The following is a 16,628-nucleotide window of genomic DNA, read 5'->3' as shown; positions in this document are numbered from 1 at the left end:
TCACATGAACGCCAATCTTGTTAGAGCATTGATAGCGGAAACTGCCAGGTAACCCTTGAGTCGCGTTCATATTTGTCTGCGTCGGGTGGGTTATTTCCGTACTTTCATGCCTTTACAGAACATGTCTGAGATCACCAGGCCTCCATTGTCGCAGTTCAGAGGACGTCTTGCCTGAATAGTCGAGGGTGTGGCAGCAAAAGCCGCATACAATCTGTCTGCGGGGCAGGCCGGGCAATCGCGGGACGTGCAGACGTTTCGAGGAAGGTCCGGACTCCACAGGGTGCGATAGCGGCTAACGGCCGTCCGGCAAGGTGACACGTCTGTGTCATCAAGCTGAGGAACAGGGCCACAGAGACGAGTCTGGCGCGAGGGTATGCATCACTTGCATACACCGCCATGGTGCAACCATGGCGCATGACCTTAACGGGTCAACGCGGCAGGGTGAAACGCGGCAACCTCTATCGGGAGCAACACCAAATAGGCATGTGTTCGCTTCATTGAAGCGTGTAGGACGACCCGTCCGAGCATGCGGGTAGGTGGCTAGAGTGATGCAGTAATGTATCGCCAAGATGAATGATTGCCAGCAGACACTGTTTGCTTACAGAATCCGGCCTACAGGCCTGTTCCGCACACCCTCCATAGCACATCCCCCTTTCAATTGGTTCAAATCAGGCGCTTTTTATTAAAGTGCCACATTCAAATCGCCATGCAATCACATGATTTAAAAAAGAAAATATCTATGTGAGACTTTTAAATGGTGCGCTAAGTCATTGTGATCATTGAAAAAATTCTCATTTTTCGCTTGACCATTCAATCCGAATTGTCTTAGAGTGGGGAAAAGTGTAGTTTTGTGTGAATTTGTGGGGAATTTTGTGTTCCAAGGTAGCAGTGCTCTCACGCTCGACGCGAAGGGGCGGATTAATATTCCGACCCGGCATCGTGACGCGCTGCTTGCTCAGGCTGAAGGTCGCCTGACGATCACAAGACATCCTGATGGTTGTCTGCTGGTCTATCCGCGGCCGCAATGGGAAAAAAAGCGTGAGCAGATCGCCGCTTTCCCGATGCAGGCCCGGGCACTGCAGCGACTGCTTCTTGGTAATGCCCAGGATGTTGAGTTTGACAGCGCAGGCAGGGTGCTGATTGCACCGGAGCTGCGCAACGCCGCAAACCTGACCCGAGACGTGATGCTCCTGGGAATGGGTGGGCACTTTGAACTTTGGGATGCAGCAGAGCTGGCCAAGCGTGAAGCAGAGGACCTGGCTGGAGGAATGCCCGAAGCACTCGATCAATTTTCATTCTGAACCGTGACTGATTTCGCCCACCGTACCGTGCTTCTGCACGAGACCGTTGATGCACTGGTTCCCGCTGGCCGGGTACCAGCTCAAGGGGTCTATATAGATGCCACGTTTGGTCGTGGTGGGCACTCACGCGCTCTGCTTGAACGTCTGGCGGACTCGGCAAGATTGATCGTGATCGACCGTGATCCCCAGGCGATCGAACAGGCAGAGGCACTTGCCAGGACAGATGGTCGAGTGACATGTCTGCATGGTGGTTTTGGTGATCTGGAGAGACTGCTCCAGGAACAGTCCATTGATCAGGTCAATGGACTGATGTTTGATCTCGGGGTTTCATCACCCCAGATCGATCAGGCCCAGCGCGGTTTTTCATTCATGAAAGACGGACCGCTGGATATGCGGATGGATACGTCGCAAGGTCACACTGCGGCGCAATGGCTTGCTGAGGCAAGCATGGAAGAAATGCGGGAGGTCTTTAAAGATTATGGCGAAGAACGGTTTGCTCTTCAGATTGCAAAAGCGATTGTTGCTCGCCGCACAGAGCGGCCCCTCGAGCGCACGCTTGACCTTGCCAGTCTCGTCGCTGGCGCAGTCAGGTCGCGGGAGAAGGGCCAGCACCCGGCGACACGCACATTTCAAGCTATACGGATTTACGTCAATCGGGAACTCGAGGAGCTTGGCAGCGCCCTCCAGGCAGCTCTAGGACGTCTGGCGTGTTCAGGGGTACTTGCGGTGATCAGTTTTCATTCGCTCGAAGACCGTAAGGTCAAGCAGTTCATGCAGCGTGCGGCGCGTCCGCATGCGGACTACGCACGTCTGCCTTTCAGGGAGGCGGAGATGCCGCAGCCCGTCCTGACCGGCCTCAAGCGGATCCTGCCAAGTGCGAAAGAGGTGCAGGAGAATTCGCGCTCACGTTCTGCCGTGTTGCGTATTGCCCGTCGCACAGATGCTCCTTTGACCGATGAACTGATCCGCGCGCTTGGTGAAGCGCCCGACAAACGGTCCTTTTCCAGGCGGAGGCGCTAATGGGCAGAGCTGTTTTTATCATGGCGATGTTAGTGATGCTCTCCGCCATTTCTTTAGTGACGGCGCGCTACCAGTCGCGCCATTTGTATATTCAGAACGAGCAGTTGCTCTCGCAGGCGCGTGAATTGACGGTTCAGTGGCGACACCTGCAACTCGAGCGCGCGGAGCTCGCACGCAATGCCAGGGTTGACCAGATCGCAAGGGAAACGCTGAGCATGGTTCCCATCCTGCCGGGTAACACGCTTTACATGAGTGAACCTCAGGTTCCGGTCATGTCGTCGCATTCGGGAGTGAGCCGGTGAAACGCATGCCGTTCTTCGACAACCCGATGACACGCGTACAGTTTCCGATGTGGAGAGGCCGTCTCGTCCTTTTGATGATCGGCATCGGATTTCTGGTTTTGCTTGGCCGTGCTGTTTATTTGCAAGGGATTAATCGAGATTTTTTGCAAGAGCAGGGTGGCAAGCGATATGAGCGCACACTCACCCTTCAGGCCAGTCGCGGCAAGATCATGGACCGTAATGACGTGGTGCTCGCAGCGAGCGTGCCTGCTGCCGGTATCTGGGCCAACCCTGAGCTGGCCAGGCACGCGAAGCCAGAGCAGGTCACGGCGCTGGCTGCACTATTGGAGATGCCGGCAGAAGTACTGGCTGATCGACTCAAGGATGATGAGAGGACGTTTGTCTATTTGCGCCGGCAGGTTTCGATGGAGCGTGCGCGAGAGATTGCGACTCTGAAGATTCCGGGAATTCACCAGCTCGGTGAGACTCGCCGCTTCTATCCGGAAGGTGGGACCATGGGCCATGTGGTCGGCTTCACAGATCTGGATGGTCGCGGCCAGGAAGGCATCGAACTAGCCTACGACGATATCCTTTCAGGCACACCAGGAAGCCGGCAGGTCATCAAGGATCGACTGGGACGGATTGTCGAGGATGTTCGTGATGTTCATCTGCCAATGGATGGAAGAGACCTTCATCTGTCGATAGACACGCGGATCCAGTTTCTGGTCTATCAGGCCATTGCCAACGCTGTTCAGGAGAATAAGGCGCAGAGCGCTTCAGCTGTGGTGGTGGACGTCAGGACAGGTGAGATTCTCGCGCTGGCCAATTACCCGACATTCGATCCGAATGATCGATCGACGCTGACAGGACCGCGTCTGCGAAATCGCATCCTGACCGATACATTTGAGCCTGGTTCGATTCTCAAGCCGTTCACGGTTGCGCTGGCGCTTGAAATGGGTCGTATCGATGCCAACACCCAGATCAACACCGAGAACGGGGAGTACACCTACCAAGGACACCGGATCCGCGATGTGAGCCGACAGTCATCACTGGATCCGTTAGGTGTGTTGACCAAATCGAGCAATATCGGAATGGTCAAGATTTCCGAGCGCCTCAAGGCGCAGGAGATGTGGGCGCAATTTACCGAACTCGGATTCGGTCAGCCACCGGCTATCGGCATGCCAGGTGCCGTCGCCGGACGTCTGCGCCCTTGGGAACGCTGGCGTCCTATTGAGAAGGCGACCATGGCCTACGGATATGGACTGTCAACGTCGTTGTTGCAGATTGCTCGCGCTTACACGGCATTCGCACGTGATGGCGACATGGTGAATCTGACCATGGTCCGGCGCGAGAACACCGCGGCGACGGTGCCGGTGTTCTCCCCTGAACTGGCTCGACAGGTTCGCTCGATGCTGGAGTCTGCGGCCGGGCCAGATGGTGCAAAACTTGCGAGTGTTCAGGGCTTTAGAGTAGCCGGAAAAAGTGGCACTGCCAGAAAGATCGTCAACGGAAGCTACAGTCAGTCCCTCTACCGTGGTTCGTTTATCGGTTTTGCCCCTGCCTCAGATCCGAGAATAGTGGTGGCCGTCACAATCGATGAGCCAACAGCGGGTCACTATTATGGTGGGCGGATCGCTGCACCGGTTTTTTCCGAGATTACCGGAAGGACGTTGCGCTTGTTTGGCGTTGAGCCTGATGCACTGTATGAGTCAGAAGTCATGGCCCGCACCCAGGGAGGTGCTCAATGACGTTGTCTCCCAGTGTCGTTCGGAATGTGAGTGATCTGATTGAGCGCGTAAGGCTGTTCACACCGGCCCACGCCAGCCTTTCAATGGACTCCAGGATGCTTGGTCAGGGGGACGTTTTTGTGGCTTGCCCTGGGCAGAGTTCGGACGGCCGCAACTATATTGCTGATGCGGTGAGCCATGGTGCAGCCGCAGTCATCGCCGAATCAGGACTGACTCCGGCTCAACTGGAGGCACTCGGGCAGATCCCGGTAGTTGAGGTGCCTGGGTTGACGTCCATGCTGGGGGAACTGGCTCACCATTGGTGGGGTCAACCGTCGGCGGATGTGCAAGTGATTGCAGTGACTGGCACCAACGGCAAGACAACCACGTCCCAACTGATTGGTGCTGCTTTGCGTGGCGCAGGGCAACCGTGCGCTGTGCTTGGCACACTTGGACTGTTTGATGGCAGGGGTGAGCAAGTCGAGGACGCCACACTGACGACACCCGATGTGGTCAGTGTGCACAAGCTGATCGCGAAGGTCCGGCAAGCTGGAGCCAGATATCTCGTCCTGGAAGCATCGTCGATTGGTCTTGATCAGGGCAGGCTAGATGGCGTCCTGATTCATACTGCGATCTTCACCAATCTAACCCAGGACCATCTCGACTATCACTCGGACATGCAGACCTACGGACAGGCCAAGGCCCGACTGTTTGCAAGACCTGGTCTGGTGAAAGCCGTGATCAATGCGGATGACGCAGCCAGCCAGATTATGGTGCAGGAGAGTGCCGCTGAGATAACCACATTCGGATTCCATGCCCAAGCGATTTGGCGCGCGAGCTCGGTCTGTGAACGTGGTGGCGGGATCGAGTTTGATTTATGCCATGCTGCGGATCAGACCGCCCGGATCGTGTCCTGCTTTACGGGTCAGTACAACGTCAGCAACCTTCTTGCCGTGGCTGCGACGCTGGACGGGTTGGGTTGGTCTTTTAAAGAGATTGCGTCCTCGCTCGGGTCGCTTCCCCCTGTATCTGGTCGCATGGAGCCGGTGACCTGGTCCGGGCAGGCAGCCAATGTGCCGCTGGTTCTGGTCGATTATGCCCACACGCCAGATGCGCTCGAGAATGCATTGCAGTCATTGCGCGGGGTAGCACAGGCAAGACAGGGAAAAGTCTGGTGCGTGGCGGGGTGTGGTGGAGATCGCGATCGCAGCAAGCGCAAGCCGATGGGTGCAGTTCTTTGTCGTAATGCGGACAGGTTCATCGTCACGAGCGATAACCCCCGAAATGAGGCGCCTGAGTCAATTCTTGCTGAGATCTGGTCTGGTGTGAGTGATGCTGTGGATGTGTCTGGTACATCGCATGGGTCAGTCGAGATCGATCGGGAAGTCGCTATTCTTTCTGCGATCTGGCAGGCGGATCCACAAGATGTGGTTCTCATCGCAGGTAAAGGGCACGAGACGTATCAGATTACAGGCGACTGCCGGCGTGACTTTGATGATCGTCAGTGGGCACGACTGGCGTTGCTTTTTTACGCACGGGACGCAGTCGCACCCATTCCGGCAATCGTGATCGACTCGCGTCAGGTCTCGCCGGGAAGCCTGTTTGTCGCGATTGCGGGTGAGCGTTTTGATGGGCACCAGTTTCTCGCGGACGTGACCGTAGCTGGTGCGTGCGCTGCGCTGGTCAGTCGCGTCATGCCAGAGCAGCTGATTCCCCAGATCGTTGTCGATGACACCCGGTCGGCCTTGCAGGCGATGGCCCGGGCATGGCGCGAACAGTTCCATCTGCCAGTCGTAGGAGTGACGGGCAGTAACGGCAAGACAACAACCAAGGAAATGATTGCCACCGTCCTGGGCGCATGGGTTGGCCAGGCCAGCGTGCTGGCCACTCAGGGCAACCTGAACAATGACCTGGGTGTGCCACTGACGTTGCTACGCCTGCGATCCTGGCACAAGGCGGCCGTCGTGGAACTGGGCATGAACCACCCGGGTGAAATTGCGCAGCTGAGCAGACTCGCTCAGCCGACGGTTGGTCTGGTCCTGAATGCGCAGCGCGAGCACCAGGAGTTCATGGGTTCAGTCGAGGCTGTTGCCCAGGAAAACGGTCAGGTGCTGGCACGATTGCCAGCAAGTGGGGTGGCAGTGTACATGGATCAGCCTCCATACACTCGAGTGTGGGCTGGCCTGGGTGCTCATGTGTCGAGTCACTGGACGTTTGGGTCTGATATCACTTGCACGTTTCATGCGAGCGGGGTTCAGCTCAAGCCAGACGGCAGCGAGTTTTGTCTGTGTTCACCTGCAGGCGAACGAGAAGTCAGCCTTCGTGTGCCTGGCTGGCACAACGTGATCAATGCGTTGGCGAGTGCAGCATGTGCGCTGGCAGCCGGCGCATCGCTCGACCACGTGGTGACCGGGCTTGAGTCGTTTCAGGCAGTTAAAGGTCGTATGCAGGTGCACCGGCTTCCAGGCGCCAGGGTGTTGATCGACGATACGTACAATGCGAACCCGGATTCGGTGCGCGCAGCCATTGATGTTCTGCGCTCACTTGATGCGCCACGTGTGCTGGTGTTAGGCGATATGGGGGAAGTTGGTGATGAAGGCCCTCTGATGCATGAGGAAATTGGTCACTATGCACGTACACACCAGGTCGATCACCTGCTCGCACTAGGTGCGGCTTCGCGTCTGGCAGCACAGGCGTTTGGCGTCAGGGGCTGCTGGTTTGAGGGCATAGATGAGCTCGTCACACACCTGCGTGAACTCAATGTGCAAAGCGTCCTGGTCAAAGGGTCAAGGTTCATGGCGCTTGAGCGGGTTGTGAAGGCCGTATTGGCCCAGGAAAATTTCACCAATAACAATAAAACCGGGGAGCACGGCCATGCTGGTTGAGCTTTTTGGCTGGTTAGCCGAACACCATTTTCGCGGGTTTTCCGTTTTCGAGTACATCACGCTCAGAGCGGTGCTTGCATGTGCAACCGCTTTGCTGATTGGCCTGGTAGCCGGGCCCTTCGTGATTCGCCGGCTTGCCGAACTCAAGATCGGGCAAGCGGTTCGTCAGTATGGACCGCAAACACACCTGGCCAAGACCGGTACGCCGACGATGGGCGGCGCCCTGATCCTCATCAGTATTGGTATCAGTACGCTCCTGTGGGCGGACTGGACTAACCGCTTCGTCTGGGTTGTATTGATTGTCACGCTCGGCTTTGGATGGATTGGCTGGCTCGATGACTACCGCAAGGTGGTCTACCGGGATCCTGAGGGCATGTCCGCACGAAAGAAATTTTTCTGGCAGGCGCTGATCGGCCTGCTGGCTTCCGTGTATCTTGCATTCGCCATTTCAGCGCCTGCCAATGCCGAGCTCTGGCCTCTGTTTCGGGACTGGATCGCGAGCGGAATGACCATGCCACTGCCGAATCGGGCAGATCTGATCGTGCCGTTTTTCAAGTCGGTCAGCTATCCCCTGGGTGTGTTCGGATTTGTAGCGCTGTCATGGTTTGTCATTGTTGGCACCAGCAATGCAGTCAACCTGACGGATGGTCTGGATGGTCTTGCGATCATGCCTACCGTCATGGTCGGTGCCGCATTGGGCATCTTTGCCTACGTAGTTGGGCGCGTCGATTACTCAAAGTATCTGCTGTTTCCGTATATCCCCGGCGCATCCGAATTGATGGTTCTGTGTGCAGCCCTCGCAGGTGCAGGACTTGCGTTTCTCTGGTTTAACGCCTATCCCGCGCAGGTTTTTATGGGTGATGTTGGTGCGCTTGCCCTGGGCGGCATGCTTGGGACGATTGCCATCATTGTCCGGCAGGAGATCGTGCTGTTCATCATGGGCGGCGTCTTTGTAGCCGAAACGTTGTCCGTGATGATTCAAGTCACTTACTTCAAATACACCAAGAAGCGATACGGAGAGGGAAGACGAATATTGCGCATGGCACCTTTGCACCACCATTTCGAAGTGGGTGGCTGGAAGGAAACCCAGGTTGTCGTGCGATTCTGGATCATCAGCATGATGCTGGTGCTGGTTGGACTTTCTTCCCTGAAAATAAGATGAGTACGCAACTGAACCCCTCCCGCGAAGACAGGATTGCGCTGGTAATTGGCCTGGGCCAGACCGGTGCGGCCAGTGCTCGCTGGCTAAAACGCCAGGGGTTCGACGTCCGGTTACTCGATACCCGTGAGAATCCGCCCGGCAGCGAGGCACTTTTCTCAGAGATCGGGTCTGACATGGTTGTCCATTTTGGGAGGCAGGAGCCGCCTGAGACTTTGTTCGAGGCTGTAACGCTGGCTGTGATCAGTCCGGGCCTCTCTCCCGATGAACACCCCGTCAAGGCCTGGTTGGAACACCTGAAGCACGCGGGTGCGCAGATTGTTGGCGAAATGGAACTGTTTGCGCGTGCCTTGCAAGATTTGCAGGCAGATCGTCAGTACACCCCAAAGGTTCTGGGCGTGACAGGTACCAATGGCAAGACAACAGTGACCGCCCTGACGAGACGCATGGTCGAGACATCGGGCTGGAGTACTGTCGCAGCGGGCAACATCAGCCCGGCCGCACTGGATGCCTTGATGATGGTGCTCGACACAGATGCGCTTCCGGAAGTGTGGGTGCTTGAGCTTTCGAGCTTTCAGTTAATGACGACCCAGTCTTTACGCATGACTGCTGCGACTGTTCTGAACGTTAGTCAGGACCATCTGGACTGGCATGGAACAATGCAGGCTTATTGTGACGCCAAATCACGAATTCTGGACATGGCGCAAATCAAGATTGTCAACCGTGATGATCCGGCAGTGATGGCAATGGTGCCCGCATCAGACAGTCTTCACGTGCGCAGCTTCGGCGGTGGTGTACCCGCACTGACTGGGGATCTCGGGTTGCAGTCGCAACAAGGGATGGTCTGGCTGGTCGAGGTTCAGGCAACCGAATTTGACGATGCTCCGCGTCCGAGGCGCCGTAAAAGTGATCCTGAGCCTGTTCGGGAGAGTGGGCGTCAGGTGCGGCTCATGCCGGCCGAGGCACTTGCTCTGGTGGGTCATCACAACGCGCTCAATGTGCTGGCTGCTGCATGTCTGGCTCGCGCAGCGGGGGTGGCATGGACACCAATCCTGAAAGCCGCTTCAGACTACGACGGTGAGCCTCACCGTATGCGGTTTGTAAGAACGGTCAGGGAAGTTGACTTCTATAACGACAGCAAAGGCACCAACGTTGGTGCCACATTGGCAGGAATCGAGGGTCTGGGCAAGCAGGTTGTTCTGATTGCGGGCGGACTAGCCAAAGGCCAGGATTTCGAGCCCCTCGCAAAAGCTCTTGCCCGTCATGGAGGCCAGGCCGTTTTGATGGGTACCGATGCGCAGCTGCTATGTGACACGTTTGAGGCGCGTGGCGTTCGTTGCGCAAGAGCAGACTCCATGGATAGTGCTGTGCAGACAGCATTTGCGCTGGCCGACCCGGGGCAGGTCGTGCTCTTGTCGCCTGCTTGCGCGAGCTTTGACATGTTCAAGGGTTACGGGCATCGCGGTGACATGTTCGTGGACGCTGTGCATGAACTGGCGCTGGCTCAAGGGGAGGTGGCATGACACTTTTTGCCGATCTCACTCAGGGAGTCAATGCGGTCAGACCTGGCCGTACAACCATGCGCCAGTACGATATGTTGTTGCTGGCATCGGCTGCGGCTTTGCTGGCGTTTGGCATCCTGATGGTTTACTCAGCCTCGATCGCATTGGCAGATGGACCGAGATTCGGGAGCGTGGGACGCTACTTTTTTGCTGGTAGACACTCCCTGTTCATGATCGTAGGTCTGGCGTTTGGTTTTCTGGTCTGGATGACTCCGCTCACTGCTGTGCAGAAGCTGACTTTGCCCCTGTTTGGCCTCGCTGTCTTGTTGCTGTTGCTCGTTCTGACTCCGGTGATCGGCCACGAAGTAAACGGAGCGAGCCGGTGGATTCGTCTCGGTCCTTTTAATTTTCAACCGTCTGAACTGATGAAAGTCGTCGCAGTGCTGTATGCCGCGGACTATGTCGTGCGCAAGCAGCACCAGATGCACAGCTTCATTAACGGATTTCTGCCCATGGCTCTTGCGATGGGCGTGGTGGGTACCTTGTTGTTGCTTGAACCGGATCTGGGCGCCCTGATTGTGATCATGGCCATCGCGATGGGCATCCTGTTCCTTGGAGGGATTAATGGCAAGGTCTTCTCTGGTCTGGTCTTTATGCTGGTGTCGCTGTTTTTTGCCTTGATCTGGCTCTCGCCATGGCGCCGCGCCCGCCTGTTTGCCTACCTCGATCCCTGGAACCCGGAGAACATGTATGGAAGTGCGTATCAGCTGTCACAATCGCTGATTGCGGTCGGACGAGGAGAGTGGTTCGGAGTCGGTCTGGGTTCGAGTATAGAGAAGCTCCATTACCTGCCCGAGGCCCATACGGATTTCATCATTTCAGTGGTCGGCGAGGAGCTTGGATTTATCGGTATAGCCCTGGTGGTCGGACTGTTCGCGATTCTGATTTCGCGTGCGTTCGAGATTGGTCGACAGGCAATCGCAATGGACAGAGTGTTCAGCGGCCTGGTCGCACAAGGCGTCGGAATCTGGTTCGGTGTCCAGACCTTCATCAATATTGGGGTTTGTCTCGGTTTATTGCCAACCAAGGGATTGACTATGCCCCTGATCAGTTACGGTGGGTCGGGCCTGGTCATGAACATTGTTGCGATTGCCCTGGTGGCAAGGGTCGACTTTGAGAACCGGGTTCTGATGCGAGGGGGCGAGTATGAAGCGCACTCCGACGATCTGGGTGATGGCGGGTGGTACAGGGGGGCACATCGTGCCTGGGCTGGCTGTGGCCGAAGCCCTGCGAGGCCAAGGCTACAACGTTCGCTGGCTGGGCAATCCGGACCGTATGGAAGGTCGTCTTGTTCCACCTGCCGGATTCGAGATGGTTGCAACGCGATTTGCAGGTGTACGCGGCAAGGGTCTGTTCCAGCAGATTAAAGCCCCGTTCTCGCTTGGGGCGTCGGTATTGCGCCTGTTCTTCATTATGCTGAAGGACCGGCCTGCGGTTGTACTGGGCATGGGCGGGTATGTTTCTGCCCCTGGCGGTGTGGCTGCATGGCTGGCCCGCGTTCCGATCGTGCTGCATGAGCAGAACGCGATCGCAGGAATGAGCAATCGCTGGCTAGCCAGGATAGCAAGACGGGTTCTGACTGGATTTCCTGATGCCCTCCCCAACGGGGTCTGGGTGGGTAATCCTGTGCGCGAGTCAATGACACGGGTTGAGTCGCCTGACGTCAGGTATGCACAGCGCCAGGGTCCTCTGCGACTGCTGATCGTGGGCGGAAGCCTGGGTGCGCTTGCCTTGAACGAGGTTGTTCCTGATGCGCTTGGACGCATGCCAGAATCGTCGCGTCCCACAGTCATGCACCAATCGGGTCAAGTGCATATTGAAGCCTTGAGGCAGCGATATGCGCAATTAGGTGTCAAGGCGCAGTGCGTGGCGTTTATAGATGACATGGCCAGTGCAATGGCACAGGCCGATCTGATGATATGCAGAGCCGGCGCCATGACCGTATCGGAAGTGGCAGCCGCCGGTGTAGCCGCCTTGTTTGTGCCGTTCCCGTTTGCCGTGGATGACCACCAGACAGCGAATGCAAATTACCTGGTCGAGCAGGACGCCGCAGTCTTGCGGCAGCAAACAGAACTGGCGGTCGACTGGCTAGCCAGATGGATAGAAGTGCAGGATCGCAAGGACCTGGCGGCCTATGCCATCAGAGCCCGGCAGTTCGCAAAAAACGATGCAGCAATCGAGATCGCGCAGCATTGCGTGGACTGCATGAGGAGATCATCATGAAACACCGCATTCAGCTCATCCATTTCGTGGGAATTGGCGGTTCTGGTATGAGCGGCATCGCGGAGGTGCTGCTGAACCTCGGATACGACGTGTCAGGTTCGGATCTGCAGGCAAGTGCGGTCACGCAGAGGTTGGCTTCACTAGGCGCAAAGGTTTTTATTGGTCACGATGCCGCTCATGTGGATGGAGCACATGTCGTTGTGACCTCCACAGCTGTGGCCGGCAATAACCCTGAAGTTCTGGCCGCTCGCCGCCGAGGCACTCCGGTCGTTCCCAGGGTTGTCATGCTGGCAGAGCTGATGCGCCTGAAACGGGGTATCGCGGTGGCAGGTACGCATGGCAAGACCACCACAACCAGTCTGGTGGCCAGTGTACTGGCGTCAGGCGGTCTCGATCCGACCTTTGTGATCGGCGGGCGTCTGAACTCGGCAGGTTCCAACGCGGGGCTTGGTCAGGGTGAGTATCTGGTCGCAGAGGCGGACGAGTCAGACGCATCGTTTCTGAAGCTCTCGCCCGTGATGGCAATCATCACCAACATTGACGCTGACCACATGGACACTTACGGCCATGATGTGGCAAAGCTCAAGCAGGCGTTTGTCGAGTTTGTCCAGTGCCTGCCGTTCTACGGAAGTGCAGTTGTCTGCGTTGATGACGCCAACGTCCGTGAAATCATGCCTTTTGTTTCCCGGCCGATGGTGACTTACGGGCTTTCGGAACAAGCACATGTTCGGGCCATGGACGTGGCCGCTGATCAGACAAGCATGCGATTCAAAGTCGTTCGTAATCTTCATGGCACGACATATGAGCCGCTTGACATCGTGCTGAATCTCCCGGGAGAGCATAACGTACGCAATGCGCTGGCGGCCATCTCGATAGCGACCGAACTCGGTGTCGAGGATCAGGCAATCCAGGGTGCGCTCAGGGATTTTGATGGTGTCGGGCGACGATTCACTGTGAGCGGTCCGTATGTTGCTGAGCAGGGCGGCGGTGAGTTTCTCGTGGTTGACGACTACGGACACCATCCCGCGGAGATGCTTGCAACGATCAGCGCAGCGCGCGGTGCCTGGCCTGGAAGACGGGTCGTACTGGTGTTCCAGCCGCACCGTTACACGCGTACTCGCGACTGTTTTGAGGATTTTGTGAAGGTGATGGGTATGGCGGATGCGGTTCTGCTCACTGAGGTCTATGCGGCTGGCGAGCCCCCACTTGTGGCGGCTGATGGCCGTGCGCTTGCCAGAGGGTTGCGGGTTAGCGGAAAGGTGGAACCACTTTTTGTCGAGACGATTGATGAAATGCCAGAGGCGATCAGGTCATTTGCCAGGGATGGAGATGTGTTTCTGGTGATGGGAGCCGGCTCGATCAGCCGCGTACCCGGGATGCTTGCAGTGCAGCTGAAGGAGGCAGCATGAAGACCATGGTCAAACAGTTGGGTAAGGTTGCGGTTCTGTACGGGGGACGTTCGGCTGAACGGGAGGTGTCATTGATGTCTGGCCAAGGGGTCCATGCGGCCTTGCTGAGTCGGGGCGTGGATGCACACCTGTTCGACACGGCCAGCAAGCCTTTGAGTGATTTGGTGAGCGAGGGGTTTGATCGGGTTTTTATTACCCTGCATGGACGCTTCGGTGAGGACGGCACGATGCAGGGCGCGCTTGAGCTCCTGCAGATACCTTACACAGGTAGCGGGCATCAGGCGTGTGCAATCGCCATGGACAAGATCACCACCAAGCGACTCTGGCAGCAAGATGGCTTGCCCACCCCGCATTGCCGGGTTCTGGCTGATGAAGCTGATCTGGATGGGCTCGTTCAGGAGCTCGGTCTGCCAATGATTCTGAAGGCGCCCAATGAAGGCTCGACGCTGGGCCTGTATCAGGTGCAGTCGGCGCCCGATCTGGCGCAGGCTTATGCGAATGCGAGACAGTTTGACAGGCTGGTGCTGGCCGAGCAGTTTATCCGTGGAAGAGAGCTGACAGTTGCAATTCTGGGCGAAGGTCAGGACGCCCAGGCCTTGCCAGTCATCGAGATTGTCGCTCCAGGTGGCCAGTATGACTACGAGCACAAGTATTTCTCGGATGACACGCAATACCTTTGCCCCGCACCACTGAGTGATGTGGTGGCTCGCAAAGTCATGGATCTGGCCAGAGATGCGTACCTCTCCATTGGTTGCAGCGGATGGGGGCGCGTGGACATCATGCTCGACGGCAACGAACAGCCCTGGCTTCTGGAGGTTAACACCTCGCCAGGGATGACCAGCCATTCGCTGGTGCCTATGGCCGCGAAAGCCGTAGGTGTTTCTTACGCGGAGTTGTGCGAGCGCATCCTTGCCCAGGCAAGTTGCAAGGTCAGTCCCACGCCGTCGTCAGTATCGACGGGTGTCAAGGAGTAATGCGTGTGGAACGAAGCTCGCCTGATCAACGCTTTAGCCAATTCCCTGATGGTATTGGCTACGCTCGCGTTGCTGGCGGCAGGCGTGGCATGGCTGGTTCGAATGCCCGTCTTCGAAATCGAACGCATCGAGATCGAGCCGGCACCAGACACGCCATTTGTGCATGTCTCGCCAGAGCTGATTCGGAGTGCCATTGCCGGTCGACTGGAGGGGAGTTTCTTCACACTCAACCTGGATGCGGCACGCGAAGTGTTCGAGTCAGCAGGATGGGTTCGCCGGGCCGGGGTCAGACGGGTCTGGCCAGACAAATTGCGTGTCACGATCGAGGAGCAGCAGCCGCTGGCTTTGTGGAACGAGAGTCAGATGATCAACACCTGGGGAGAAGTGTTTACTGCGAACCGGGCAGCACTCGAGGACGAGGCGAGTCTTGCGCAGCTCAATGGACCAGATGGTACGGAATCTCTGATGGTGCAGCGGTATGCAGAACTGGGACGCTGGTTCGAGAGTCTGGGCCTCACGGTTCGCTCGCTCTCGCTATCAGATCGCTATGCTCTGCAAGCCAGCCTGTCGAACGGTATGACGCTGGAGATTGGGCGAGATCCCGGTGCAGAAGCACCCGATCCCCAGGCCGGTGTGCCAGGTGCGCTGCCATTTGGCGAACGAATCGAACGTTTTGTGAAAGTGTGGCCGGTGGCACAGGAACGGCTCAAAGGCCGCACCGTGACCCACGCCGACTTGCGATACCCGAATGGGTTCGCACTTACCCTGGCCGAGTTGCCGGAATCTGTTCAACCCGAGAAGAAGCGTTAAGGCCATGACCCGTGACATCAAAGATCTGATCGTCGCTCTAGATATTGGTACCAGCAAGGTGGTTGCCGTGGTTGCCCAGGTGTTGCCTGAGGGGCGGTTTGAAGTGCTCGGCCTGGGACAGCATGAGTCCAAGGGCATGCGCAAAGGCGTCGTCGTCAACATTGAGAGTACGGTTAACTCAATCCAGCGTGCACTGGAAGAGGCCGAACTGATGGCAGACTGCAAGATTCGAGAGGTCTATACAGGGATTGCAGGCAATCACATCCGCAGCTTTAACTCGAGTGGCATGGTTGCCGTCAAGGACAAGGAAGTGACAGTAACCGACGTTGCGCGCGTGATTGAAACCGCGAAGGCAGTCAGCATTCCGACCGATCAGCAAGTCCTTCATGTCCTGACCCAGGAATTCATCGTTGACGGTCAGGAAGACATTCGCGAACCCATTGGCATGAGCGCTTTGCGGCTTGAAGTCAAGGTGCATATTGTGACGGGGGCGGTCAGCGCAGCACAGAACATTGTGAAATGCGTCAGGCGTTGCGGACTCGAGGTGCAGGATCTGATCCTGCAACCACTTGCTTCAAGCCTGTCTTGCCTGACGCCCGATGAGCGTGAGCTCGGGGTGGTCCTGGTTGATATCGGTGGTGGAACCACGGATGTGGCGATCTATACATCGGGCGCCATTCGACATACGGCCGTTCTGCCAATCGCAGGAGACCAGATTACAAGTGACATCGCGGCCATGCTGCGTACGCCCACACCTGATGCAGAGGATATCAAGCTCAGGTTCGGTGTTGCCAAGCAGGTGCTTGCAAGTCCGGATGACATGGTCGAGGTGCCAGGGCTAGGCGACCGCGGTCCGCGACTGGTCAATCGTCAGGCCCTCGGTGCAGTCATCGAACCGAGGGTCGAGGAGCTGTTCGGACTGGTTCAACAGGTGATCCGCGATTCCGGGTATGACGATCTGCTCGCATCTGGTGTTGTGCTGACCGGCGGGACTTCCATGATGCCGGGCATTGTCGAGCTGGCCGAAGATGTGTTTTTGAAGCCGGTTCGAGTGGCAGTTCCCGAGTATGAAGGTGGGCTGGCTGATGTGATGCGTAGCCCGCGATTTTCGACGGTGATGGGACTGCTCGGGGAGGCTCGCGTTCAGAGGTTGCGAGGTAGGAAGGTCGCGCAGCAGAGCGGAAGCTTTCAGCGACTTCTCGCAAGAATGAAGGAATGGTTCATGCACTGAGTACTGGTCCAGGCAGTGCGTGACAAAGCGGTTTGTTCTTGACTGC

At 57.1% G+C, this 16,628-nt stretch carries 12 protein-coding genes, 1 other RNA gene and 1 pseudogene; all 14 read left to right on the top strand.

Annotated elements, in window-relative coordinates; genetic code table 11:
- The first annotated feature begins 219 nt into the window (after positions 1-219).
- An RNA gene (gene rnpB / locus DBV39_RS11835) (RNase P RNA component class A) lies at positions 220-631 on the top strand.
- Between the two features lie 241 nt (positions 632-872).
- Positions 873-1,301 carry a division/cell wall cluster transcriptional repressor MraZ gene (gene mraZ / locus DBV39_RS11830; RefSeq protein ID WP_108623249.1) on the top strand — a complete coding sequence of 143 codons (429 nt, stop codon included), beginning with the start codon at positions 873-875 and terminating at the stop codon, positions 1,299-1,301.
- Between the two features lie 33 nt (positions 1,302-1,334).
- Positions 1,335-2,321: a 16S rRNA (cytosine(1402)-N(4))-methyltransferase RsmH gene (gene rsmH, locus DBV39_RS11825; RefSeq protein WP_407669289.1), complete on the top strand. Its 987-nt coding sequence runs from the start codon at positions 1,335-1,337 to the stop codon at positions 2,319-2,321.
- Positions 2,321-2,623, top strand: a complete 303-nt coding sequence (gene ftsL / locus DBV39_RS11820; RefSeq protein ID WP_108621697.1) for a cell division protein FtsL — start codon at positions 2,321-2,323, stop codon at positions 2,621-2,623. Before rsmH ends, ftsL begins: the two co-directional genes overlap by 1 nt.
- The gene (locus tag DBV39_RS11815; protein WP_108621696.1) at positions 2,620-4,350 is read left to right on the top strand and encodes a peptidoglycan D,D-transpeptidase FtsI family protein; all 1,731 of its coding nucleotides are present in this window, start codon (positions 2,620-2,622) and stop codon (positions 4,348-4,350) included. Before ftsL ends, DBV39_RS11815 begins: the two co-directional genes overlap by 4 nt.
- Positions 4,347-7,214 carry a bifunctional UDP-N-acetylmuramoyl-L-alanyl-D-glutamate--2,6-diaminopimelate ligase MurE/UDP-N-acetylmuramoyl-tripeptide--D-alanyl-D-alanine ligase MurF gene (gene murF / locus DBV39_RS11810; RefSeq protein ID WP_108621695.1) on the top strand — a complete coding sequence of 956 codons (2,868 nt, stop codon included), beginning with the start codon at positions 4,347-4,349 and terminating at the stop codon, positions 7,212-7,214. The genes DBV39_RS11815 and murF overlap by 4 nt, the downstream gene beginning before the upstream one ends.
- Complete coding sequence (gene mraY / locus DBV39_RS11805; RefSeq protein ID WP_108621694.1) at positions 7,204-8,376, top strand: phospho-N-acetylmuramoyl-pentapeptide-transferase; 1,173 nt, start codon at positions 7,204-7,206, stop codon at positions 8,374-8,376. Before murF ends, mraY begins: the two co-directional genes overlap by 11 nt.
- On the top strand, positions 8,373-9,896 hold the full coding sequence (gene murD / locus DBV39_RS11800; protein ID WP_108621693.1) for a UDP-N-acetylmuramoyl-L-alanine--D-glutamate ligase: 1,524 nt from the start codon (positions 8,373-8,375) through the stop codon (positions 9,894-9,896). The genes mraY and murD overlap by 4 nt, the downstream gene beginning before the upstream one ends.
- Positions 9,893-11,077: pseudogene (gene ftsW, locus DBV39_RS11795) on the top strand (putative lipid II flippase FtsW); the annotation flags it as partial. The gene murD and the pseudogene ftsW, both read left to right, overlap by 4 nt.
- 4 nt (positions 11,078-11,081) lie before the next feature.
- The gene (gene murG / locus DBV39_RS11790) at positions 11,082-12,158 is read left to right on the top strand and encodes an undecaprenyldiphospho-muramoylpentapeptide beta-N-acetylglucosaminyltransferase (protein ID WP_108621692.1); all 1,077 of its coding nucleotides are present in this window, start codon (positions 11,082-11,084) and stop codon (positions 12,156-12,158) included.
- On the top strand, positions 12,155-13,567 hold the full coding sequence (gene murC / locus DBV39_RS11785) for a UDP-N-acetylmuramate--L-alanine ligase (protein WP_108621691.1): 1,413 nt from the start codon (positions 12,155-12,157) through the stop codon (positions 13,565-13,567). The genes murG and murC overlap by 4 nt, the downstream gene beginning before the upstream one ends.
- 5 nt (positions 13,568-13,572) lie before the next feature.
- Positions 13,573-14,541, top strand: coding sequence for a D-alanine--D-alanine ligase (locus tag DBV39_RS11780; protein ID WP_108623248.1), 969 nt, complete (start codon positions 13,573-13,575; stop codon positions 14,539-14,541).
- A 3-nt stretch (positions 14,542-14,544) separates the two neighbouring features.
- Positions 14,545-15,351, top strand: coding sequence for a cell division protein FtsQ/DivIB (locus DBV39_RS11775; protein ID WP_108621690.1), 807 nt, complete (start codon positions 14,545-14,547; stop codon positions 15,349-15,351).
- A gap of 4 nt (positions 15,352-15,355) precedes the next feature.
- Positions 15,356-16,582, top strand: coding sequence for a cell division protein FtsA (gene ftsA, locus DBV39_RS11770; protein WP_108621689.1), 1,227 nt, complete (start codon positions 15,356-15,358; stop codon positions 16,580-16,582).
- Positions 16,583-16,628 lie beyond the last annotated feature (46 nt).

This window comes from Orrella marina (assembly GCF_003058465.1).
In the GTDB taxonomy this organism is placed as follows: domain Bacteria; phylum Pseudomonadota; class Gammaproteobacteria; order Burkholderiales; family Burkholderiaceae_B; genus Algicoccus; species Algicoccus marinus.
Note: the sequence above shows the minus strand (reverse complement) of the source record. Positions and strands in the feature narration are given on the sequence as shown.

Bases quoted from the DNA above. Each gene is read 5' to 3' on its own strand.
- ftsL (WP_108621697.1), top strand. From the start codon at position 2,321: ATGGGCAGAGCTGTTTTTATCATGGCGATGTTAGTGATGCTCTCCGCC.
- murF (WP_108621695.1), top strand. From the start codon at position 4,347: ATGACGTTGTCTCCCAGTGTCGTTCGGAATGTGAGTGATCTGATTGAG.
- mraY (WP_108621694.1), top strand. From the start codon at position 7,204: ATGCTGGTTGAGCTTTTTGGCTGGTTAGCCGAACACCATTTTCGCGGG.
- murD (WP_108621693.1), top strand. From the start codon at position 8,373: ATGAGTACGCAACTGAACCCCTCCCGCGAAGACAGGATTGCGCTGGTA.
- murG (WP_108621692.1), top strand. From the start codon at position 11,082: ATGAAGCGCACTCCGACGATCTGGGTGATGGCGGGTGGTACAGGGGGG.
- murC (WP_108621691.1), top strand. From the start codon at position 12,155: ATGAAACACCGCATTCAGCTCATCCATTTCGTGGGAATTGGCGGTTCT.
- DBV39_RS11780 (WP_108623248.1), top strand. From the start codon at position 13,573: ATGGTCAAACAGTTGGGTAAGGTTGCGGTTCTGTACGGGGGACGTTCG.
- ftsA (WP_108621689.1), top strand. From the start codon at position 15,356: ATGACCCGTGACATCAAAGATCTGATCGTCGCTCTAGATATTGGTACC.